The sequence below is a fragment of the Pseudoblastomonas marina genome (assembly GCF_014641655.1).
GTDB classification, from domain to species: Bacteria; Pseudomonadota; Alphaproteobacteria; order Sphingomonadales; family Sphingomonadaceae; genus Alteriqipengyuania_A; species Alteriqipengyuania_A marina.
Genome location: NZ_BMID01000001.1, coordinates 139706 through 162022, shown reverse-complemented (window position 1 = coordinate 162022; position 22317 = coordinate 139706). Strand labels below are relative to the sequence as shown.

General features: G+C 65.6%; 23 protein-coding genes. 13 read left to right on the top strand and 10 right to left on the bottom strand.

Going from position 1 to position 22317, the window contains the following annotated elements:
• Positions 1-249: 249 nt before the first annotated feature.
• Positions 250-858, bottom strand: coding sequence for an HNH endonuclease (locus IEW49_RS00780; protein WP_188640893.1), 609 nt, complete (start codon positions 856-858; stop codon positions 250-252).
• A gap of 110 nt (positions 859-968) precedes the next feature.
• Here IEW49_RS00780 and gluQRS point away from each other — a divergent pair, with 110 nt between their 5' ends.
• The 6 genes from gluQRS to IEW49_RS00750 all read left to right on the top strand — a co-directional run bounded on the left by gluQRS (position 969) and on the right by IEW49_RS00750 (position 7092).
• Positions 969-1832 (top strand): tRNA glutamyl-Q(34) synthetase GluQRS, encoded by an 864-nt coding sequence (gluQRS, locus tag IEW49_RS00775; RefSeq protein ID WP_188640892.1) that lies wholly within the window; start codon positions 969-971, stop codon positions 1830-1832.
• Positions 1829-2056, top strand: coding sequence for an HIG1 domain-containing protein (locus tag IEW49_RS00770; protein WP_188640891.1), 228 nt, complete (start codon positions 1829-1831; stop codon positions 2054-2056). Before gluQRS ends, IEW49_RS00770 begins: the two co-directional genes overlap by 4 nt.
• Before the next feature lie 22 nt (positions 2057-2078).
• Positions 2079-2654, top strand: coding sequence for a cob(I)yrinic acid a,c-diamide adenosyltransferase (locus IEW49_RS00765; RefSeq protein ID WP_188640890.1), 576 nt, complete (start codon positions 2079-2081; stop codon positions 2652-2654).
• A gap of 45 nt (positions 2655-2699) precedes the next feature.
• On the top strand, positions 2700-3569 hold the full coding sequence (locus IEW49_RS00760; RefSeq protein ID WP_188640889.1) for a 3-hydroxyacyl-CoA dehydrogenase family protein: 870 nt from the start codon (positions 2700-2702) through the stop codon (positions 3567-3569).
• A 119-nt stretch (positions 3570-3688) separates the two neighbouring features.
• Positions 3689-6361, top strand: coding sequence for an aconitate hydratase AcnA (acnA, locus tag IEW49_RS00755; protein ID WP_188640888.1), 2673 nt, complete (start codon positions 3689-3691; stop codon positions 6359-6361).
• A complete protein-coding gene (locus IEW49_RS00750; RefSeq protein ID WP_229658021.1) occupies positions 6358-7092 on the top strand; it encodes a 2OG-Fe(II) oxygenase in 735 nt (244 codons plus the stop codon). The genes acnA and IEW49_RS00750 overlap by 4 nt, the downstream gene beginning before the upstream one ends.
• Positions 7093-7167: 75 nt before the next feature.
• On the opposite strand, the gene IEW49_RS13075 is transcribed toward IEW49_RS00750, so the two are convergent.
• Positions 7168-7275, bottom strand: coding sequence for a PEP-CTERM sorting domain-containing protein (locus IEW49_RS13075; protein ID WP_229658020.1), 108 nt, complete (start codon positions 7273-7275; stop codon positions 7168-7170).
• Here IEW49_RS13075 and IEW49_RS13070 point away from each other — a divergent pair.
• The gene (locus tag IEW49_RS13070) at positions 7259-8008 is read left to right on the top strand and encodes a hypothetical protein (protein ID WP_229658019.1); all 750 of its coding nucleotides are present in this window, start codon (positions 7259-7261) and stop codon (positions 8006-8008) included. The genes IEW49_RS13075 and IEW49_RS13070 overlap by 17 nt on opposite strands.
• Before the next feature lie 483 nt (positions 8009-8491).
• On the opposite strand, the gene ruvB is transcribed toward IEW49_RS13070, so the two are convergent.
• From ruvB to ruvA, 4 genes are all read right to left on the bottom strand, one after another.
• Complete coding sequence (gene ruvB / locus IEW49_RS00740) at positions 8492-9535, bottom strand: Holliday junction branch migration DNA helicase RuvB (RefSeq protein ID WP_188640886.1); 1044 nt, start codon at positions 9533-9535, stop codon at positions 8492-8494.
• A gap of 255 nt (positions 9536-9790) precedes the next feature.
• Complete coding sequence (locus IEW49_RS00735) at positions 9791-10330, bottom strand: DsrE family protein (protein ID WP_188640885.1); 540 nt, start codon at positions 10328-10330, stop codon at positions 9791-9793.
• Positions 10331-10363: 33 nt separating this feature from the next.
• Complete coding sequence (locus tag IEW49_RS00730; protein WP_188640884.1) at positions 10364-10762, bottom strand: GFA family protein; 399 nt, start codon at positions 10760-10762, stop codon at positions 10364-10366.
• Entirely contained in the window at positions 10759-11361 is a 603-nt protein-coding gene (gene ruvA / locus IEW49_RS00725) for a Holliday junction branch migration protein RuvA (RefSeq protein WP_188640883.1), read from the bottom strand. The genes IEW49_RS00730 and ruvA overlap by 4 nt, the downstream gene beginning before the upstream one ends.
• Before the next feature lie 117 nt (positions 11362-11478).
• Here ruvA and IEW49_RS00720 point away from each other — a divergent pair, with 117 nt between their 5' ends.
• A complete protein-coding gene (locus tag IEW49_RS00720; protein WP_188640882.1) occupies positions 11479-11742 on the top strand; it encodes a DksA/TraR family C4-type zinc finger protein in 264 nt (87 codons plus the stop codon).
• Here the strand turns inward: IEW49_RS00720 and ruvC are convergent.
• Positions 11739-12203, bottom strand: a complete 465-nt coding sequence (gene ruvC / locus IEW49_RS00715; protein WP_188640881.1) for a crossover junction endodeoxyribonuclease RuvC — start codon at positions 12201-12203, stop codon at positions 11739-11741. The genes IEW49_RS00720 and ruvC overlap by 4 nt on opposite strands.
• Positions 12204-12218: 15 nt before the next feature.
• Positions 12219-12965, bottom strand: a complete 747-nt coding sequence (locus tag IEW49_RS00710; RefSeq protein ID WP_188640880.1) for a YebC/PmpR family DNA-binding transcriptional regulator — start codon at positions 12963-12965, stop codon at positions 12219-12221.
• A 54-nt stretch (positions 12966-13019) separates the two neighbouring features.
• On the opposite strand from IEW49_RS00710, the gene IEW49_RS00705 reads away from it, so the two are divergent.
• Entirely contained in the window at positions 13020-13760 is a 741-nt protein-coding gene (locus tag IEW49_RS00705) for a CPBP family glutamic-type intramembrane protease (RefSeq protein ID WP_188640879.1), read from the top strand.
• 33 nt (positions 13761-13793) lie between these two features.
• Here IEW49_RS00705 and IEW49_RS00700 read toward each other — a convergent pair whose 3' ends face one another.
• The gene (locus IEW49_RS00700; protein ID WP_188640878.1) at positions 13794-14030 is read right to left on the bottom strand and encodes a DUF2312 domain-containing protein; all 237 of its coding nucleotides are present in this window, start codon (positions 14028-14030) and stop codon (positions 13794-13796) included.
• 192 nt (positions 14031-14222) lie between these two features.
• Between IEW49_RS00700 and pyk the strand changes: the two genes are divergently transcribed.
• Positions 14223-15677, top strand: coding sequence for a pyruvate kinase (gene pyk / locus IEW49_RS00695; RefSeq protein WP_188640877.1), 1455 nt, complete (start codon positions 14223-14225; stop codon positions 15675-15677).
• Positions 15678-15824: 147 nt separating this feature from the next.
• Positions 15825-18578: a TonB-dependent receptor gene (locus IEW49_RS00690; RefSeq protein ID WP_188640876.1), complete on the top strand. Its 2754-nt coding sequence runs from the start codon at positions 15825-15827 to the stop codon at positions 18576-18578.
• 93 nt (positions 18579-18671) lie between these two features.
• Here IEW49_RS00690 and IEW49_RS00685 read toward each other — a convergent pair whose 3' ends face one another.
• A complete protein-coding gene (locus IEW49_RS00685) occupies positions 18672-19334 on the bottom strand; it encodes a YggS family pyridoxal phosphate-dependent enzyme (RefSeq protein ID WP_188640875.1) in 663 nt (220 codons plus the stop codon).
• Between IEW49_RS00685 and IEW49_RS00680 the strand changes: the two genes are divergently transcribed.
• Together IEW49_RS00680 and IEW49_RS00675 are read left to right on the top strand one after the other, a co-directional pair.
• Positions 19333-19881: a thiamine phosphate synthase gene (locus tag IEW49_RS00680; protein WP_188640874.1), complete on the top strand. Its 549-nt coding sequence runs from the start codon at positions 19333-19335 to the stop codon at positions 19879-19881. The genes IEW49_RS00685 and IEW49_RS00680 overlap by 2 nt on opposite strands.
• Before the next feature lie 76 nt (positions 19882-19957).
• Positions 19958-22300, top strand: coding sequence for a DNA translocase FtsK (locus IEW49_RS00675; RefSeq protein WP_188640873.1), 2343 nt, complete (start codon positions 19958-19960; stop codon positions 22298-22300).
• The last annotated feature ends 17 nt before the right edge of the window (positions 22301-22317 follow it).

Here is a 22317-nt window from a genome sequence, read left to right as displayed (position 1 = left end):
CGCCAGCGCGTTTATCGTCTGGCGGTCGGACAGGTAGCAACCGGCGAAAGCGGCGCGCTCGGATCGCACTTTCCTACAGGTGGCAAGGCGCGGTAGCATTCCCCGATGCAGCCGATACACTTTCGGGCCGGCCATGTCGGAAGGTTACAATGCGCGCGGGAATATCCTCCGCAAAGACTTGAAATCGGGCACCAACCCACCCGTTGCCGCTTTTTCAAAACCCCGGCATCGGTGTCACACCGACTCCGCCTATTCCTCCAGCTCGATGTCCCAGTAGAGCCAGTCGCGCCAGGTTTCGTGGAGGTAGTTGGGCGGGAACGCCTTGCCGTGCTGTTGCAGCTGCCAGTGGGTCGGCCGGATCGGCTCGGCATAGAGCTGCATCCCAGCCTGCTGCGGCGTGCGGCCGCCCTTCTTCATGTTGCAGGGCGCGCAGGCGGTGGCGATGTTCTCCCACGTCGTCTTGCCGCCGAGCCGGCGCGGGACGACGTGATCGAAGGTCAGGTGATCCATCTTGCCACAGAACTGGCACGAGAAGCGATCGCGCAGGAACAGGTTGAAGCGGGTGAAGGCGGGAAATTCGCTAGGGCGCACATATTGCTTCAGCGCGATCACGCTGGGGATCTTCATGTCGAGATTGGGAGAGTGGACCTCGCGCTCGTAGCTCGCGATCACGTCGACCCGGTCGAGGAAGATCGCCTTGATCGCGGTCTGCCACGGCCACAGGCTCAGCGGGTAGTAGGACAACGGGGTGTAATCGGCGTTGAGCACCAGCGCCGGGCAGCTTTCGAGCTTCCGGCACGGATCCTCGTCCGCGCTACGAAAGCGCGCCGCCCGTTCCAGAAGTTCGGCCTTGAACACGTGTTGCGTCCTCCCCGATCGATCTGGAAGGGAGCAAAAGCGAAAAATTGCGTCAAGTCCATGACATTGTGCGGGTCGCGCTATTCCACAGTCATCGTTAGGAAGGGCGCGTGAGCACCGTGACCCGCTTCGCCCCCAGCCCCAACGGCCCGCTGCACCTGGGGCATGCATATTCGGCGGTGGTCGCGCATGACCTCGCGCGCGAGGCGGGCGGCACCTTCCTGATCCGGATCGAGGATATCGACGGCGCGCGGTCGCGCCCCGAATGGATCGCGGAGCACCTCGCCGACCTTGCCTGGCTCGGTATCGAGAGCGATCGTCCGGTCGTTCGCCAGTCAGAGCGCCTTGCGACCTACGATGCTGCGCTCGAGCGGCTGAAGGCCGACGGGCTGCTTTATCCGTGCCGCTGCACCCGCGCCGAGATCGCCGCGGCGGCGCGCGAGGAGGGACCCGAGGGCCCGGTCTATCCCGGCACCTGCAAAGGGCGCGAGATTCCTTCCGATCGTCCGTGGGCGTGGCGGCTCGATATGGACGCGGCGATCGAGCGCGCGGGCGAACTCGACTGGGAGGATGCGCTCGCCGGCACGATCGTGGCGCGTCCCGTACGCTTCGGCGACGTGGTGCTGGCGCGAAAGGATGCGCCGGCCAGCTATCACCTCGCCGCCACGCTCGACGATGCGGCGCAGGGGGTGACGCTGGTGACGCGCGGGGCGGACCTGTTCGATGCCACCGACATCCACCGCCTGCTGCAGGAATTGCTCGGCCTGCCGGTGCCGCGCTGGCACCATCACGCGCTGCTGGTCGAGGAGGACGGGCGCAAGCTCGCCAAGCGGCGCGGTTCCGGCGAGGAAGGCTTCGGCCTCGCCGACCGCCGCCGCGCGGGCGAGGACGGGCAGACTGTTGCGGCCGCGCTGCGCGCGGGCCACTTCCCCGCTGGCATTACCCTCTCGCAATCCCTATCTGGTGCGCCATGAACACCTTCCTCACCATCCTCATCGTCCTCCTCGCGATCATGGTCGTCGTCAGCCTCGTGCGCGGGATCGTCGCCTTCATGCAGAGCACCAAGATGGAGCTCGAGGCCGACGACGAACGCGCGGGCAAGATGCAGAAGCGCCAGAACGAGATGATGTTCGCGCGCATCAAGTACCAGGCGCTGGCGGTCGTGGTCGTCGCCGTGCTGCTGATGATCAACCGCTGAGCGGGGCCGGTCGGGGGAGGACATGGTCAAGCTCAACAAGATCTACACTCGCACCGGCGACGACGGCACCACCGGGCTGGTCGACGGTTCGCGCTGTCCGAAACACTCGGCGCGGATCGCCGCGATCGGTTCGGTCGACGAGGCCAACAGCGCGATCGGGCTCGCGATTGTCGCGGTGGGCAGCGAAGCGGCGAGCGATCTCACCCGAATCCAGAACGACTTGTTCGATTGCGGTGCCGACCTCGCCACCCCCGCCGAGGATGGCGAGGACTTCGGCCCGTCGGAAATGACACTGCGGATCGTGCCCGCGCAGGTCGAATGGCTCGAAAGCGCGATCGACGCGCTCAACGAGACGCTCGAGCCGCTGACCAGCTTCATCCTGCCCGGCGGCGGCGAGGCCGCGGCGCGCATCCACCTCGCCCGCGCAATCGTGCGCCGAGCCGAGCGCGACATGGTCGCATTGCATCGCGAGGAACCGATCAACCCGGCCGCGCTGCAATATGTCAATCGGCTGTCGGACTATCTTTTCACCCTCGCCCGCGCGATCAATGCCGGCGGCTCGGGCGACGTGCTGTGGGTCCCCGGTGCCAACAGGTAACCGGCGACTCGCCCAATCAAAGTTCTACAATTCGAGGAAATTCGCATGACCACCATCGCTGTCATCGGCGCGGGCCAGATGGGTACCGGCATCGCGCAGACCGTCGCCCAGCACGGGATGAAGGTGCTGCTCGCCGATCTTGATCTTGCGCATGCAGAGGCCGGCAAGGCCAAGGTCGACAAGGCGCTCGCCAAATTGGTCGGGCGCGGCAAGATCGAGGCCGATGCGGCCGAAGCGGTACTCGGCCGGATCGAGCCGGTCGCCGATTATACGCCGATGTCCGAGGCGAGCTTCATCATCGAAGCCGCGACCGAGCGCGAAGAGGTCAAGGCCAAGATCTTCGAGAAGGCGAGCGAAGTGCTCGCCGAGGACGCGATCATGGCGTCGAACACCAGCTCGATCCCGATCACCCGGATGGCCAACCACTCGCCCGATCCCAAGCGCTTCATCGGGCTGCACTTCTTCAACCCGGTCCCGGTCATGGGGCTCATCGAGGTGATCCCCGGCCTCGCCACTGCGCAGGACACGACCGACCGCACCACCGCCTTCGCCGAAAGTCTCGGCAAGCAGGTCGTGCTGTCGCAGGACGAACCCGGCTTCGTGGTCAACCGCATCCTGCTGCCGATGATCAACGAAGCGATCTTCGTGCTCGGCCAGTCGACCGCCAGCATCGCCGATATCGACAAGGGCTGTCGCCTGGGGCTCAATCACCCGATGGGGCCGCTGGAACTGGCCGATTTCGTCGGCCTCGACACCTGCTTCGAGATCATCAAGGTGCTGTTCGAGACCACCGGCGACAGCAAGTATCGCCCCGCGCCGCTGCTGGTGAAATATGTCGAGGCGGGCTGGCTGGGCCGCAAGGCCGGCCGCGGCTTCTACGATTACGGCGGCGAGGAGCCGGTTCCGACTCGCTAATCTCGGAACAAACGGCTTCCTCCCTTGATTTTTCAGCTAATCGCGCGCATCGCGCGGCGAGCATTTTCGCGCCGCCGCACCCTCATCCGCGCGCGCCATAACAACAGGAAAGTTGACGCATGACCCAGGTCGGCCAGGATACTCTCGGCACCCGTTCCACCCTCGAAGTCGGGGGCAAGGAATACGCGTACTACTCGCTCGCCAAGGCGGCGGAAAAGCTCGGCGATGTGTCGAAGCTGCCCTTCAGCCTGAAGGTCCTGCTCGAGAACATGCTGCGGTTCGAGGATGGCGGGCACACCGTCGCTACCGACCACGCGCAGAACATCGTCGACTGGGTCAAGAACCCCACCACCGGCGACGAGATCCAGTACCGCCCCGCGCGCGTGCTGCTGCAGGATTTCACCGGCGTTCCCTGCGTGGTCGACCTCGCCGCCATGCGCGATGCGATCGCCAAGCTCGGTGGCGACACCGCCAAGATCAACCCGCAGGTTCCCGTGAACCTCGTCATCGACCACTCGGTGATGGTCGACGAGTTCGGCCACCCCAAGGCGTTCGAGCATAACGTCGAGATGGAATACCAGCGCAACGAGGAACGCTACGACTTCCTCAAGTGGGGCTCGAAGAGCTTCGAGAATTTCTCCGCGGTGCCTCCGGGCACCGGCATCTGCCACCAGGTGAATCTCGAGCATATCGGTCGCGGCGTGTGGTCGACCGAGGATCCCGACGGCAACCTCACCGCCTATCCCGACACCTGCGTGGGCACCGATAGCCACACCACGATGATCAACGGTCTCGGCGTGCTAGGCTGGGGCGTCGGCGGGATCGAGGCCGAAGCCGCGATGCTCGGCCAACCGATCTCGATGTTGATCCCGCGCGTCGTCGGCTTCCGGTTCGACGGCAAGCTTTCCGAGGGCGTCACCGCGACCGATCTCGTGCTCACCGCCGTGGAAATGCTGCGCGAAGTGGGTGTGGTCGGCAGCTTCGTCGAATTCTACGGACCGGGCGTCTCCAATCTCAGCCTCGCCGACCGCGCGACGATCGCGAACATGGCGCCCGAATACGGCGCGACCTGCGGCTTCTTCGGGATCGACGACAAGACGCTCGAATATATGCGCCTGACCGGGCGCGACGAGCATCAGATCGAACTGGTCGAAGCCTATTCGCGCGAACAGGGCCTGTGGCTGGAGCCGGATAATGAGCCGGTGTTCTCCGAAACCCTACAGCTCGACCTGTCCAAGGTCGTTCCGTCGCTTGCCGGGCCCAAGCGTCCCCAGGATCGGGTGATCCTCCCCGAGGTCGACGAAGAATTCAATCGCGACCTCAAGAAGCTCTACGGCAAGGATTCCCCGCACCGTATCGATGTCGAGGGCAAGGACCACGATATCGGCGACGGCGACGTCGTGATCGCGGCCATCACGTCGTGCACCAACACCTCCAATCCCGATGTGATGATCGCCGCCGGACTCGTCGCCGAGAAGGCGGTGGCCAAGGGCCTCACGCCCAAGCCGTGGGTCAAGACCAGCCTTGCTCCGGGATCGCAGGTCGTCACCGACTATCTCGAAAAGTCGGGCTTGCAGGATAGCCTCGACAAGATCGGCTTCGATCTCGTCGGCTATGGCTGCACCACCTGCATCGGCAATTCGGGCCCCCTCGCCCCGCCGATCTCGCAGGCGATCAACGGCAACGATCTGGTGGCCGCCGCCGTGCTGTCGGGTAATCGCAACTTCGAGGGCCGCGTGTCGCCCGATGTGCGCGCGAACTACCTCGCTTCGCCGCCGCTCGTGGTGGCCTATGCGCTGAAGGGCTCGGTCACGACCGACATGGTCGACACCCCGCTGGGGCAGGATCGCGACGGTAACGACGTGTTCCTCAAGGACCTGTGGCCGACCAATCAGGAAATCGCCGATCACCGCGCGGCCAATATCGACCGCCAGATGTTCGAGAAGCGCTATGCCGACGTCTACAAGGGCGACGAGCACTGGCAGAAGATCAACGTCGTCGGTTCGGACACGTACCAGTGGAAGACTGGTTCGACCTATGTCGCCAGCCCGCCCTTCTTCGACGGGATGGAATTGGAGCCGAAGCCGGTCGAGGACATCGAGGGCGCCAAGCCGCTCGCGATCCTCGGCGATTCGACCACCACCGACCACATCTCGCCGGCCGGTTCGATCAAGGAAGACAGCCCCGCGGGCGAGTACCTGAAATCGCACCAGGTCGCGAAGGCGGACTTCAACTCCTACGGCTCGCGCCGCGGCAACCACGAAGTGATGATGCGCGGCACCTTTGCCAATATCCGCATCAAGAACGAGATGGTCCCCGGCGTCGAAGGTGGCGAAACGCTCTACAAGGGCGAGCAGATGCCGATCTACGACGCGGCGATGAAGCACAAAGAAGACGGCACCCCGCTGGTCGTCATCGGCGGCAAGGAATACGGCACCGGCTCGAGCCGCGACTGGGCGGCCAAGGGCACCATCCTGCTCGGCGTGCGCGCGGTGATCGTCGAAAGCTACGAGCGTATCCACCGCTCCAACCTGATCGGCATGGGCGTGCTTCCGTTGCAGTTCCAAGACGGCGAAGGCCGCGAGAGCCTGGGCCTGACGGGCGACGACAGCTTCACGATCAAGGGCCTCGACAGCCTTACCCCGCGCTCGGACATCGAAGTCGAAGTAACCCGCAAGGACGGCTCGACCTTCAGCTTCACCGCCAAGTGCCGGATCGATACCGCCAACGAGATGGATTACTACCGCAACGGCGGCATCCTCCATTACGTGCTGCGCAAACTGGCTGCATGACGCTCGACTTCTCCAACATCCGCGTCTCCTACGGCATGCAGACGGCGTTCACCGACGCCGATCCCAAGGCCGATGCGGCGAAGATGGCGATGGTGGGCGCGCAGGTGCGTGCGCGCCTCCACGCGATGGAGGAGGCCGAGGACCTCGGCGGAGAAAAGGCCGACCTGTTCCGCATTCCGGGCTTTCTCAGCCAGGAGGAATGCGCGCGCATCTGCAGGGTGATCGATCGAAAGATCGGTCCCTCGACACTGTTCGAAGGAACCCAGATCGAGGGCTTCCGCACCAGCTCGACGCATTATTTCGACCGCCTCGATCCTGAAACCTGCAAACTCGAGGAAAAGATCGACGCGGTGCTGGGCCTAGACCACCGCTTCGCCGAGACCACGCAGGGCCAGCGCTACGAGGTCGGGCAGCAGTTCAAGCACCACTACGACTATTTCTTCGAAAGCGAATCCTACTGGCAGACCGAACGTCGACGCGGCGGTCAGCGGACATGGACCGCGATGGTGTTCCTCAACGAGCCGGAACAGGGCGGCGAGACCGATTTCAAGGAGCTCGGCTTGTCGATCCCGCCCGAGACCGGGACTTTGCTGACCTGGAACAACATGGATCGCGACGGGCGCAAGAACCCCAATACCTTCCACGCCGGCACGCCGGTCATAGAAGGGAAGAAATACGTGATCACCCAGTGGTACCGGCAGGATCCCTGGGACATCGCCGGCGGCGGCTGATCCGTCCCCGAAAGCGCCCATGAAAAAGGCCGGGATCGCTCCCGGCCTTTTCGTTTTTCGATTGGTTGAAAGAGCTCAATCGAAGTCGAAACTCACCTTCACCTTGCGACGCCGGCGACGCTGCAGGCCGACCGCGCCGAGCGCGGCAAGGCCGAACAGGCCGAGCATGCCCGGTTCCGGCACCGGGGTCGGCGGCGGGGGCGGAGGCGGCGGCGGGCAATTGCCCGTCGTCGTGCAAGGCGGCGGAGGCGGGGGCGGCGGCGGGCAAGTCATGCAGCCGTTCGAACTCGTGCTGGTCGAGGACGAAGTCGATGTCGACGTGCTCGAGGACGTGCTGGTGCTGACATTGCCAGAGGTCGACGAACTGGTCGATGTGCTGACATTGCCCGACGTCGACGAACTGGTGGAACTCGAGACGTTGCCCGAGGTCGAGCTCGAAACATTGCCGGACGACGAACTCGAGACGTTCCCCGAAGACGTCGAAGTGACGTTGCCCGACGAACTGGTCGACGAGACGTTGCCCGAGCTGGTCGAGGTCGTGCTCGTGACTCCGCCGGTCGTGCTGGTCGAGGTGATACCGCCGGTGGTGCTGGTGACACCGCCGGTGCTCGACGAGGTCGAGGAAGAACCGCCCGAAGTCGACGTGGACGACGAGCCGCCAGACGTGCTGGTGGTGGTCGAATTGTCGATATCGATGATGATATCCTGGTTCTGGCCCTGGTCCTGGCCTTGGTCCTGCTGCTGTCCGAAACTGTTGTTGACGACGACGCTGCCGCCTCCGCTCGAACCGATGAAGCCGCCGAAGAAGCCGCCGCCGAACCCGCCGAAGCCGCCGCTCGAGCCCCCGATGATGACCGGTGTCGAACCGCCGCCGCTGGGCGGGATCGAACGTGCGCGGGTGACCGGCTGCTCGTAGGGTACGAGGATGACCTGCGTCTCGGGCTCTTCCTGGCGCGCCGGGATCGCGCGGGCCCGCGGGGGTGGCGTTTGCTTGCGCGGGATGGTGCGCGCGCGCTTGATCGGGCGCTTCACCTGCTTGACCGTCTTGGTGCCCTTGGCCTGTTTGCCGGATTTGTAGGATGGCGCATCGGTGGCCGGAGCTTCCGCCACGTGCACCGCGCCGCCGCCAACGAGCGCACCGCCCGCAGCCGCCGCCGCCAGTTTCGCCAAAGCCATTTTTACCGACATATTGCCCTCTTGGTGTCCACCGGACGCGAATCGGCGTTAACCGCTCCGTGTCCCATTTGGTCATGGATCAGAAAGGCAAAGGAAGGATGTACGCGCAATCGCGTTAACCCTCCCAATCCGTCCCAATCCGGGATTCGGACCCCAAGCGCCTGCCTTATAACGCTGCGCGTCCACGATTGACACGGTTTTTTGGTTAATTTCGGGTTGCGGGCTACTTGCCCGGGCCGAACAGCCCCGCCTGTCCTCCGGCCCCGCCCTTGGGCGGCGCCATGTCGAGGTGCTTCCAACCGTCCTCGTTGAGGCAGCGCCCGCGCGCGGTTCGCGCGACGAGGCCGAGCTGGATCAGGAAGGGCTCGATCACCTCCTCGATCGTGTCGCGCGGCTCGGAAAGACCCGCCGCCAGCGTTTCGACGCCCACCGGCCCGCCCTTGTAGGTCTCGGCGATCATGCGGAGATAGCGGCGATCCTGCGCGTCGAGACCCAGCCGGTCGATCTCGAGCTTCGTCAGCGCCTCGTCCGCTACCGCACGGGTCACCGTGCCGCTGTCCTTCACCTGCGCGAAGTCGCGCACACGGCGCAGCAGCCGCCCGGCGACGCGCGGCGTGCCGCGGGCTCGCCCGGCGATCTCGCGCGCGCCGTCGCTGTCGATCGCCAGGCCGAGCTTGCCTGCCCCGCGCGTCACCACGCGTTCGAGCTCGTCGACGGTATAGAAATTGAGCCGTACCGGGATGCCGAAACGATCGCGCAGCGGCGTGGTCAACAACCCCTGCCGCGTGGTCGCTCCGACCAGCGTGAAGGGCGGCAGGTCGATCCGCACGCTGCGCGCCGAGGGCCCCTCGCCGATGATGATATCGAGCGCGCGGTCCTCCATCGCCGGATAGAGCACCTCCTCTACCACCGGATTGAGCCGGTGGATCTCGTCGATGAACAGCACGTCGTTGGCTTCGAGATTGGTGAGGATCGCGGCGAGATCGCCCGCCTTGGCGATTACCGGCCCGCTGGTGGCGCGGAACCCCACGCCCAGCTCGCGCGCGACGATCTGCGCCAGCGTGGTCTTGCCCAGCCCCGGCGGGCCGAAGAACAGCACGTGGTCCATCGCCTCGGCGCGACCCTTCGCGGCCTCGACGAACACCCGCAAGTTCTCACGCGCGGCTTCCTGCCCGATGAACTCGGCCAGCGATTTCGGCCGCAGCGCCGCATCGGGATCGTCCGGCTGGCGATCGGGGGTATGGAGGGGGGCGGGTTCGGTCACCATTTCTTCTCGCCTTGGCGTATTTGCTCGCAGCGACCGTCAAGCACTCTCAGCATGCCTATGCGAAGCGGCATTGCGCCGATCCATACACCACCTTCCGATGCGCATTCCTGCATTTCGTCTTGAGCACTAAGAACCTTCGAAACCACTCCCCAGACAATCAAGACGACGAGCAAGCCCAACCCACCCCATAATTTAATGGCGGGGTTCAATTTGAGGTTACCCTTAATGCCTCGAACCAAGATCATACGTCGACACTCAAAACGGGTTTACCGTATAGCCTTGCTGCTGGAGCAGGGCGTGGGCGGTCATGGCGGAGAGGGCGACTTCGATCCCCGGCAGCAGGTCCTCGTTGGCGACGCCCAGCGCGGTCGCGCTCTGGCCGCAGACGATGATTCGCACGCCGTGTTCGACCAGCGCAGCGACCAGCGGCGCATTGGCATTCTCGGCGCCGTCCTTGCGCGCGGCATAGGGTTCGGCGCGCAACAGGTCGAGCACTGCGCCGCCATGCACCACCACCGCGACGTCGATCCGCTCTTCGGGTACCCCGGCGCGGACATGCATGTTGATGAAGCGCGCGGCGCCATTGAGCGTGGAATTGAGCTTGCCGTCCTCGGCCCCCTTGGCAGCGTCGAACGCGGCCCGGAAATAGGCGTTGTCGGGCAGGTCCATGTCCGCCTCGACATCGGCCACCGGCCCGAACTCCTCGAACACCGGCCCCATGGTGAAGGACGACATGTCCTGCCCCGCTGCGGGCGTCGCGAGGACAAGCGCCAGCAGGACAATTGCGTATTTCATCATCGCCTCTCCATCGCATCGATGCGTTCTGGCTCAGTCATAATGCTCGACCCCGTCGCCAACGATCTGCACCCAGTCGTGCTTGCGTTCTTCATAGACCGAATATTCGGGCGGCGGGAACGCGGGATCGGCGAAGCGGCCGATTGGGATCGCCATCATGTCGCGGAAGGGTTCGGCGACGTACCAGACTTCGCCGCCGCAGGTCGGGCAGAAATGGTGGTCGCTGGTCTTGCCGCTGTCGGCGGTGCGGACCCAGACCTTCGCCTCGCCGGTCACCGTCACCTGCTTCGCCGGAAAGCGCGCCTGCGCGGCGAAGGAGGAACCACTGCGTTTCTGGCAATCGAGGCAATGGCAGACCGAGATGCGGAACGGATCGCCCTCGCAGGTGACCGACAGCGCGCCGCACAGGCAGGAGGCGGTGCGCAGGGTCAACCCGCAGCTCGCTTGAGCGCGACGCGGATCAGCTCGCTTTCGCCGGCGTCCTCGCCCAGCTCCTCCTGCGCGCGGGCGACGGCCTGCGCGGCCACGGCGGGTTTGAAGCCTAGGTTCTGCAGTGCGCTGACCGCATCGGCGCTGGCGCTGCCTGCAGGCGAGGCGGCGACACCGGCGATCCCCCCGCCACCGGGCAGCGCGCCTGCCTTGTCCTTCAACTCGTTGACGATCCGGCCCGCCAGCTTCGGCCCCACGCCCTGCGCGCGGGCGACCATCGCGGCGTCGCCGCTCGCGCAGGCATCGCGCAATTCGCCGGTGGTCAGCGCCGAGAGGATCGCCAGCGCGACCTTGCTGCCCACGCCCTGCACCTGGGTCAGCAGGCGGAACCAGTCGCGCTCGCCCGCATCGGCGAAACCGAGCAGGCGCATGTCGTTCTCGCTCACCTGGAGGTCGGTGAACACCGTCACCGCATCGCCGCGCGCGCCGAGCGCCTCGAGCGTGCGGACGGAACAATGGACGAGATAGCCGACGCCGCCGACGTCGACGATCGCCCAGTCGGCGCCGAAATCGTCGAGCGTGCCGGTGAGTTTCGCGATCATGGCGAGGACCCTGCCACAGCCCTCCGCGCCAAGGAAGGGACCGCCTCGCTCCGCCAACTGGAAATTCGCGACCGAAACCCCATATATCTGAGGAACAAGCAATTTCGAGGATCCGACATGGCAGGCGGATGGACCCGCGACGGCGCGGTACAGGACCAGATCGACGACACCGTGCGCGATGCGGTCGACGCCGCGCGTGCGCGCCTCAATCGCGGGCCGAGCGCGACCCATTGCGACGAATGCGGCGAGCCGATCCCCGAGAAGCGTCGCGAGCTGGTGCCCGGTGTGCGCAAATGTGTCGAGTGCCAGTCGGGCGAGGACCGTTCAGTCCGCCATTCCGCGATCAATCGCCGCGGCTCGAAGGACAGCCAGCTGCGCTAGTTCAGGTGCGCGTCGGCGATCGCAACTGCCAAGGCGTCGGCGGCGTCGGCACCGGCGATCTCGGCCCCCGGCAACAGTACCTTGAGCATCGCCTGGACTTGGCGCTTGTCGGCACCGCCGGTCCCGACCACCGCCTTCTTGACCAGTCGCGCGGCATGTTCGCGGACGTCGAGGCCCGCCGCACCACAAGCCGCGAGCACCACCCCGCGCGCCTGCGCGAGCTTCAATGTCGATTGCGGGTTCTTGTTGACGAAGACTTCCTCCGCCGCGGCGCGGGTCGGCCCATGAGTGGCGATCACCTCGGCCAGCGCGGATTGCAACGTCGCAAGCCGCGCGGCCATCGGCGCCTTCGCATCGGTCGGCACCTGCCCGTTGGCGATATGCGCAATGCGCGATCCCTCGACCCGGATCACGCCCCAGCCGGTGCAACTGAGTGAAGGATCGAGGCCGAGGATGATCACTGTCAGTTCTGCGCGTTACGCGTCGAGCTTGTCCATCACCTCGTCGGAGATGTCGTAATTGCCCCACACGGTCTGGACGTCGTCATCGTCGTCGAGCGCGTCGATCAGCTTGAGCAGCGTGCCGGCGTCCTTTTCGTCCATCTCGACGGTGAGGTTGGGCTTCCACGCCAGCTTGACCGTCTCGGCCTCGCCCAGCGCCTTTTCGAGGTCGCTGGCGACCTGGTGGAGGTCGTCCGCCGCAGTCCAGATCTCGTGCCCGTCCTCGGTGCTGGTGATGTCCTCCGCGCCCGCTTCCATCGCTGCCTCGAGCACCTTGTCCTCGCTTCCGGCATCGGCCGGGTAGAGGATGAAGCCCAGGCGTTCGAAGCCGTGGACGACGCTGCCCTCGGTGCCGAGATTGCCGCCGTTCTTCGAGAACGCGGTGCGCACGGCGGTGGCGGTGCGGTTGCGGTTGTCGGTCAGCGCCTCGACGATGATCGCGCTGCCGCCCGGGCCGTAGCCCTCGTAGCGGACCTCTTCGTAGTTCTCGTCGTCGCCGCCGCTCGCCTTGTCGATCGCGCGCTGGATGTTGTCCTTCGGCATCGACTGCGCCTTGGCATTGTTGATCGCCAGCCGCAGGCGCGGGTTCATGTCGGGATCGGGCGCGCCCATCTTCGCCGCGACGGTGATTTCGCGGCTGAGCTTCGAAAACAGGTTCGAACGCTTTTTGTCCTGCGCACCCTTGCGGTGCATGATGTTCTTGAATTTGGAATGGCCTGCCATGGGAACTCGCGTTAGCGGTGGAGGAATAGAATTATTGGGGGCCGCAATAGCCGCATGACCGATCAATCCTCAAGCCTCGTCGACACGCGCGGCATCGTTCCGGCGTGGGGCGACGTCGCGCGCTTCGCGATCCGCCCGCGCCTGCCGCAGTCGATGAGCGGCATCTCGCCAGCTTCGTTGCTCGCGACGATCAAGCTCTATGCGCTCGACATGGTACTGATGGGCATCGCGCTGCTGGTGTTCGTGGCGATCGAAGGCGCCGGGTTTGACCTGCCGAGCAACGAGCTCGAATCGATCGATCTCGGGCCTGGCATGATCGCCTTCATCGTCCTGTTCGCGCCGATCGGCGAAGAGATCGCGTTTCGCGGCTGGCTGTCGGGGCGGCCGGGCGCATTGGCGGCGATCGCATTGCTCGCACTGGCCTTGGCGATCGGCAATCTCTTCGACCAATCGTTCGGCGCGGCAACGACCGTGTTCCTGGTAACCGGCTGCATCGTCCTCGCGCTGGGTTCGGCCTACGTGTTGCGCGACCGACCGGCCTTCGGCTGGTTCGCCAGGCTCTTTCCGCTGTTCTTCTGGCTCAGCACGCTCGGCTTCGCGGCGATCCATCTCGGCAATTATGCCGACACCGAGCAGATGCTGTGGCCGCTGGTGATCCCGCAATTCATCGCCGGGATCCTGTTCGCCTATGCGCGCGTCATGCACGGGTTGTGGTCGAGCATCCTGCTTCACATGCTGCACAACGCGACCTTCATCGCGCTGGTGCTGGGCGGCGAGGCGCTCGCGGTCGCCTGACGGCGGGCGAGCGCGCCCGCCGCCGGCATGGCGTCAACCGAGGCCGAGCGCCGCCTTGTAGGTGTCGAGGATGGCATCCATCTCGGCCCGATCGTCGGGGGTCATCTTCCGCAGGCGGACGATCTGGCGCATGATCTTGGTGTCGTAACCTACCGCCTTGGCCTCGGCGTAGACGTCGCGGATATCGTCGGCGATGCCCTTCTTTTCTTCCTCGAGGCGCTCGATGCGTTCGATCAGCAGGCGCAGGCGGTCGTCGGTGGATTCGGCCAATTTAAGCTCCGTAGTCTGGAATGAGAATCGATTGGCGGCGCTGTTAGCGGCTGCACGGCCCCGTGCGAAAGCCGCGCACGTGGATAATTCCGGCAAAACGGTTCTCTGCGCGGCTTGCTGCGCCATACGCCTTTCAACTGTCGCATCTTTGCCATAGGGCGGCCCGACCAGACGAGGGAAACACGTACGATCATGGCCTACCCACAGCCGCGCGGGCGCAAAGTGAAGATCCTGTCCACGCTCGGTCCGGCGAGCAATGATGGCGAGACGATCGGTGCGCTGATCAAGGCCGGGGCGGATGCCTTCCGCGTCAACATGAGCCACGGCGACCACGACTTCCACGCCGCGACGATCGCCACGATCCGCGAACAGGAGAAGAAGGCGGGCCGCCCGATCGCGATCCTCGCCGATTTGCAGGGCCCCAAGCTGAGGGTCGGCCAGTTCGAGGGCGGCAAGGCCTTCATCAAGCACGGCGCGCATTTCACCTTCGATCGAAAGGACGAGCCCGGCAACGACGACCGTGTCAGCCTGCCGCATCCCGAATTGTTCAACCTGCTCGAGAAGGGCCAGCGCTTGCTGGTCGACGACGGCAAGCTGCAACTGCGGGTGATCCGGGCCGCCGAGGACGAGATCCTGTGTACGGCCGAGGTCGGCGGGCCGATTTCGGACCGCAAGGGCGTCAACGTGCCCGACGCACTGATCCCGGTCCCGGCGCTGACCGACAAGGATCGCCGCGACCTCGCCTTCGCGATGGAGCAGGGCTGCGACTGGATCGGGTTGAGCTTCGTGCAGCGCGCCGAGGACGTCGCCGAGTGCCGCCGCCTGATGGGACCGAAGGGCGCGTTGTGCGCCAAGATCGAGAAGCCCGCCGCGCTTCGCAATCTCGACCAGATCATCGAATTGTCCGACGGCATCATGGTCGCGCGCGGCGATCTCGGGGTCGAACTCGCGCCGGAGGAGGTTCCGCCGATCCAGAAGCGGATCGTTGAATTCACACGCCGCCAGGGCAAGCCGGTGATCGTCGCCACGCAGATGCTCGAAAGCATGATCGAGAATCCGGCGCCGACCCGCGCCGAGGTCTCCGACGTCGCCACCGCCGTCTATGACGGGGCCGATGCGGTGATGCTTTCGGCCGAAACCGCAGTCGGCAAGTGGCCGACCGAGGCTGTCGGGATCATGGATCGCATCGCCAAGCAGGTCGAGCGCGATCCGGGCTACGGCGCGCGGGTCCACTTCGCCGAGATGCTGCCCGACGCGACCACCGCCGACGCGTTGAGCCATGCCTGCGCCACCATCGCCGAAACGGTGGTGCTGTCGGGCATCGTCGTGTTCACCGGATCGGGATCGACCGCCCGCCGCGTCGCACGCGAGCGCCCTTCGGTGCCGATGCTGGTGCTCACACCGCGGGTCGAAGTCGCCCGTCGGGTCGCGCTGCTGTGGGGCGCGCATGCGATCCACACGCGCGATATCGGCAGCTTCGAGGAGATGATCGCGAAGGGCAAGCGAATGGCACTGCGTCACGGCTTCGGCAAGGCCGGCGCAAAGCTGATCACCCTGGCAGGCGTCCCCTTCGGCACGCCCGGCTCGACCAACCTGCTGCATGTCGTCACCCTCTCCGGCGACGAGCTCGAAGGCTATCGCCACTGACGCACATATGTTGCACAGCTGCACCGTCTCACGCATTTCCGTAACAAAACCCTTGGCATTGGAGTCAGGGCTGGCATAGATTCCTCTCACCGGGACGCAATTGACGCCGGACGGGCTTGGCCGGCGTGTTGGAGAGGACACAATCAAATGACCCATCGCTTCGCCCGCGTGTCGAAGACGCGCAGCTCTCTTTTCGCCATCGCACTGCTGGGAAGCGGTCTTGCCTTCCCCGCCTTCGCACAGGATGTAGACGACGCATCGGTCGAGGACGATGGCCAGGAAACGGCCGAAGCACCGCAAGCCGAGAACCGGATCGTCATCACCGCCCAGGGGCGCCAGCAGGAACTCGCCGATGTCCCGGTCGCCGTGTCTGCGATCAACGCCGCCGAGCTCGAACGATCGGGCGCCACCGATATCCGCGAACTCAACCAGGTCGCGCCCTCGCTGCTGGTCTCCTCGACCGGCAACGAAGCCAACGGTTCGGCGCGTATCCGCGGCATCGGCACGGTCGGCGACAACCCCGGTCTCGAAAGTTCGGTCCCGGTCTTCATCGACGGCGTCTATCGCTCGCGCTCCGGCAACGCGCTGAGCGAGCTCGGCCCGCTCGACCGGATCGAAATCCAGCGCGGCCCGCAGGGCACGCTCGGCGGGCGCAACTCCACCGCCGGCCTGATCAGCATCTACACCGCGCAGCCCGAATTCACGCTCGGCGGTTACGGCGCGCTGACCTACGGCAATTACGATGCGCTGCGCATCGAGGCCGGCATCACCGCCCCGCTCGGCGACACCGTCGCGGGCCGCATCGACGGCATCTATTTCAGCCGCGACGGTTTCTACAACGACGTCGTCAACAACACCGACGTCAACAATCGCGATCGCTACCTCGTTCGCGGCCAGCTGCTGTTCGAGCCGAGCGACGATCTCTCGATTCGCCTCGTCGGCGACTATTCGAAGAAGGACGAGGCCTGCTGCGCCGCGACCTTCGTCCAGCCCGAGGTCGCGCCGCTCGCGCTGGTCAGCCCGGGACTCGATCCGTTCACCCGGCCGACCGGCAGCACACCGCTGACCTCGACCGCCAACCCGATCATCCCGATCCTGATCGGCCTCGGCAACGATCCGCGTGCCTTCACGCAGAGCACCTATAATCGCGATATCTATGTCACGCCGGGTCGCACCTATGAAGGCGATACCGAGGATTACGGGGTGAGCGCCGAGATCAATTACAATCTCGGCAATGCCTCGCTGACCTCGATAACCGCCTATCGCGAATATTCGAATACCCAGGCCTCGGACACCGACTACACCCAGGTCGACATCCTCTACCGTGCCCCGGGCGAATTCGCCGGCGCGCGTGAATTCGCGACCTTCACGCAGGAAGTCCGCCTGCAGGGCACCGCGTTCGACGGGGTCCTCGACTGGCTGGTCGGCGGCTACTACGCCAACGAGAAGCTGCAGACGCGCGACAACTTGCGCTTCGGCGATGATTACGGAACGTTCGTGGCCTGCCGCCTGGCGATCGCGCTCGACCCGGCGCTTCCGGTGACCGTACCCGATCCGTCCCAGCAGAACTGCTTCAGTCCGACGGCCTTCGCCATCCTCAATTCGGGAGCGGTCTTCGGTGCCGCGACGCCCGCGATCGTGGCCGGCCTCAACAATCTCGCGTCGATCAGCGATGCCGGCGGGACGGGCGATATCTACAACCAGACCAGCGACAACTTCGCGCTGTTCACGCATAATATCTTCCACGTCACCGATCGCTTCGACATCACGCTTGGCCTGCGTTACACCAGCGAAAGCAAGGACTTCGACGCGAGCTTCGGGAACGACAACACGGTCTGCCCGACCAACCGCGCGATCGTCGGCCCGCTGCTCGCGGTCCCGGCCCTCGCAGGTTTCGCCGGCGGCATCCTGGCGCTCTCGTGCCAGGGCAACTCGACCTCCGAACTCGACGGCGTGACGATCGCCGACTCGCGCGACGAGGACCAGTTCACCGGCACCGCGATCCTCAGCTACAAGGCGCTCGACGACCTGCTGATCTACGGTTCGTATTCGCGCGGTTACAAGGCCGGCGGCTTCAACCTCGATCGCTCGGCGCTGTCGAACCCGCTCACGCTGAACGTTGCCAACCTCAACACCGCGAACCTGCAGTTCGACGCCGAGACGGTGAATTCCTACGAAGTCGGCTTCAAGTACGCGATCCCGAAATTCAGCCTGAGCGTCGCCGCATTCCACCAGGAATTCAGCGACTTCCAGCTGAACACCTTCAACGGTTCGGTCTTCCTCGTGCAGAACATCAATGGCTGCGAAACCGACCTGCAGGGTGCCGATCGCGATGCCAGCGCCACCACCGGGGCCTGTGCCGCGGACCAGGTCAAGAACGGCGTCGTCGCGCAGGGCGTGGAGATCGAGGCCGCGATCAGCCCGGTTCGCGATGTTCGCGCCTCGCTCGGCATCACCTATTCGGACACCAGCTACGAAGACCACCTGGTCGGTTCGAACACCGGTGAGCCGCTCGATCCGGCGCTGCGACTGCTGCCCGACGACAACCTGTCGAACGCCCCCGAGCTGATCGGGACCATGTCGTTCACCTGGACGCCGGAAATCGGCGACAGCGGGATGCGCGGCCTGTTCTATCTCAACGCCCGCGCGGTCGACGATTACAACACCGGCTCGGACCTGCTCTACGGCAAGGAGCAGGACGGCTACGTCGTGGTCAACGGCCGGATCGGCCTGACCAATATCGGCGGGGCGTTCTCGATCGAGGGCTGGGTCCAGAACCTGTTCGACGAACAGTACACGCAGGTCGCGTTCAACACGCCCTTCGTTGCGCCGCAGCAGACCTATTCGGCGTTCCTCGCCGAGCCGCGCACCTTCGGCGTGACGCTGCGCGGGAAGTTCTGATCGAACCGTCCGGCGGCTACCGCGCCGCTATCTGGTGATTGACAGGGCGCCCTCTCGCGGGGGCGCCCTTTTCTCTTGCGCCAGTCGCGCCGATCAGTCTCTGGCGCCAAACAGCGCAGAGCCGACGCGCAGATGCGTCGCCCCGAGTTTGATCGCGGTCTCGAAATCGCCACTCATCCCCATCGACAGGCCGGCCAGCCCGTTATCCTGCGCGAGCTTGCCGAGCAGCGCAAAATAGGGCGCGGGCTCGACCTCGAGCGGGGGCACGCACATCAGGCCGAGCAGCGGGATATCCGCGTCGCGCGCCTGCGCGATCAGCGTCTCGAGCTGCTTGATCGCGACGCCGCCCTTCTGCTCCTCCTCGCCGATATCGACCTGGATGAAGCACGGCACCTGTCGTTCGGCCTTGTCGAACGCCTTGGCCAGCGCCTTGACGAGACTCGGCCGGTCGAGCGCATGGATGCAATCGAACAGCGTGACGGCATCCTCCGCCTTGTTCGACTGCAACTGGCCGACCATGTGCAATTGGATATCGCCGTGGCGCTCGCGCAGTTCGGGCCACTTGGCCTGCGCTTCCTGCACACGGTTCTCGCCGAAGATCCGGTGCCCCTGCTCGAGCAGGGGCGCGATCGCTTCGGCATCGTGCGTCTTGGAGATCGCGATCAGTTCAACCTCGTCGCGATCGCGCCCGGCGATCCGGCACGCCCTGGCGATGCGCTGTTCGACGTCTGCGAGCGGGGTATCTGCCTTTTCCATGCTGGCGCGCTATAACGTGCCGGTGACGACAGGCCAGCCCCTCCCCCTCCTTTGGCTCCTCAGCGACGCGCGCAACGACGCGCGGCTGGAAAACGCATTGGCACGGTTGCCAGCTGGATCGGGCTTCGTCTTCCGCCACTACCATCTCGACGATTCGGCCCGGCTCGACCGGTTCCGGACCCTCGCCCGCGCGGCGAAGGCGCGCGACCATCTCGTGATCGTCGCGCGCGGCGACGAGCGTTTCGCCGGGGCCGACGGCACTTACGGGAGCCCGTTTGCCGAGGCCTGGCGTACCGGGCTCTTCCTCGCCACCGCGCATAACGCCGACGAGATCGAAGCCGCCGAAACGGCGGGCGCGGGCGGCATTTTCCTCTCGCCGGTCTTCCCCTCGCGCTCGCATCCGGACGGGGCGACGCTCGGCTCGATCGGCTTCAACCTCCTCGCCCAGCACACGGCGTTGCCGGTCATCGCGCTTGGCGGCATGACGCCGGAACGCGCCGACGAACTGGGCTGGCCCCGCTGGGGCGCCATCGACGGACTGTCCTAACCATCCGACACACTCCGCTTGACGGCGGAATCCGCACTCGGGCATGGTGACCAGCATTACTCAAGGGGTCACGACAATGGCATCGACCGCGGTCAAGCGGCGCAAGGAAGGCGAATGGCGCGAGGCTTTGCGCCAGACATCGGCGCGCGCCGCACAGATCGGCGGCGCGCTGGTGTTCTTCGCGGCGACCGCGTTCCTCGCGATCGCCCTGATCACTTATCACCAGACCGACCCTTCCGCCTCGACCGCCGCGGGCGGACCGGTCGAGAACTGGATGGGCACTGCGGGCGCGTGGATCGCCGATTTCGTGCTGATGCTGGTCGGTCCGGCCTGCGTCCTGTTCCTGCCGCTGCTCTACGTCTTCGGGCGCGGCCTGTGGACCGGTCCGACCGAGGAGGGCGGGCTGTGGCCGCGCTGGAAGCCGGTCGGCCTGCTGCTGGTCGCGATCGTCATGCTCGCCACCGTCGGCGCGTTGCTTGTCGACGGGCGCGGCTCGGTGCTTCCGGCCTCGGGCGGCGGGATCGCCGGCCTGCTCGGCGCCCGCGGGATCGAGGCGCTCGCTGGGCTCGCCCCCGAAGCGTTTTCGGGCTGGATCATCGGCGGACTCGGGCTCGTCGCGCTGGCGATCGGGGCGACCATCGTCACCCGGCTTTTCGCGATCGACTGGAGCCCGCTGTTCAAGTTGCCTGGCTTCCTCAAACGCAAGACGCGCGAAATCACCGCGCGCTTCGACACCGATGACGATGCCGATTTCGGCCCGGCCCGGCGGATCGAGGATACCGGAGGGGAGGATGGCGATGCCGCGCCGGAACGACCCATCCGTAAGCCTCCCCGGATCGAGGACGCCGCAGCACCGCGCGAACGCACCAAGCCGCCTGCCAAGGCCCCGCAGCGCGACCTGTTCGACAGCTACAACCTCCCCGCCGCCACGCTGCTTGCCGATCCGCCGCCGGGCAAGGTCGAGAAGCTCGACAAGCTCGCACTCGAGCGCAATGCACGGTTGCTCGAGACCGTGCTCGACGATTTCAACGTCAAGGGCGAGATCAGCGCAGTGCGCACCGGGCCGGTGGTCACGATGTACGAGCTCGAGCCCGCGCCGGGGATCAAGGCCAGCCGCGTGATCGGCCTCGCCGACGATATCGCGCGCAACATGTCGGCGATCTCGGCCCGCGTTTCGCCGATTCCGGGACGCACGGTGATGGGCATCGAACTGCCCAATGCCGAGCGCCAGACGGTGATGCTCAAGGAATTGATCGAGGATCCCGCCTTCGCCGACCACAAGGGACGGCTGCCGATCATCCTCGGCAAGGATATTTCGGGCGAACCGATCGTCGCCGATCTCGCCGCGATGCCGCATTTGCTCGTCGCAGGCACCACCGGCTCGGGCAAGTCGGTGGGCTTGAACGCGATCCTGCTCTCGCTGCTTTACCGCTTCACTCCCGAAGAGTGCCGCCTGATCCTGATCGATCCGAAGGTGCTCGAACTGAAGAGCTACGACGACATCCCGCATCTGCTCGCGCCGGTCGTCACCGAGCCGCAGAAGGCGGTCCGTTCGCTGAAATGGGCGGTCGAGGAGATGGAGCGTCGCTACCGGATGATGTCCGAGCTCTCGGTCCGCAATCTCAAGAGCTTCAACGACAAGGTCCGCGCGGCGAAGGCCAAGGGTGCCCCGCTGGGCCGCCGCGTGCAGATCGGCTTCGACCCCGAAACGGGCGAGGAATTGTACGAGGAACACCAGCTCGATTACGAGGAAGCCCCGCAGGTCGTGGTGATCGTCGACGAGCTCGCCGACCTCATGGTCACCGTCGGCAAGGAAGTCGAAGTGCTGATCCAGCGCCTGTCGCAGAAGAGCCGCGCGGCGGGCATCCACCTGATCATGGCGACGCAGCGCCCGTCGGTCGACGTCATCACGGGCGTGATCAAGGCGAACCTGCCGACCCGCATCAGCTTCCATGTCACCAGCCGGATCGACAGCCGCACGATCCTCGGCGAACAGGGCGCCGAACAGCTGCTCGGCAAGGGCGACATGCTCTACAAGCCCAACACCGAACCGATCACCCGGGCCCACGGGCCCTTCGTATCAGACGAGGAAGTCGAGAGCGTCGCCGATCACTGGCGCCAGCAGGGCAAGCCCGATTACGTCACCGCCGTCACCGAAGAGCCCGAGGATGGCGGCTTCGGCTTCGACGACGACGTCACCGGATCGGACGATCCCAAGGAACGGCAATACCGCCAGGTCTGCCAGATGGTGTTCGAGAACCAGAAGGCGAGCGCCAGCTGGATCCAGCGCCAGATGGGCGTGGGCTACAACACCGCCGCCAAGTGGATCGAGCGGATGGAAGACGAAGGCCTCGTCGGCCCCGCCAACCATGTCGGCCGCCGCGAAATCTACCGCGACGAGATGGGCAACCCGCTCTAAAGCGAGCGGGCTGCCCC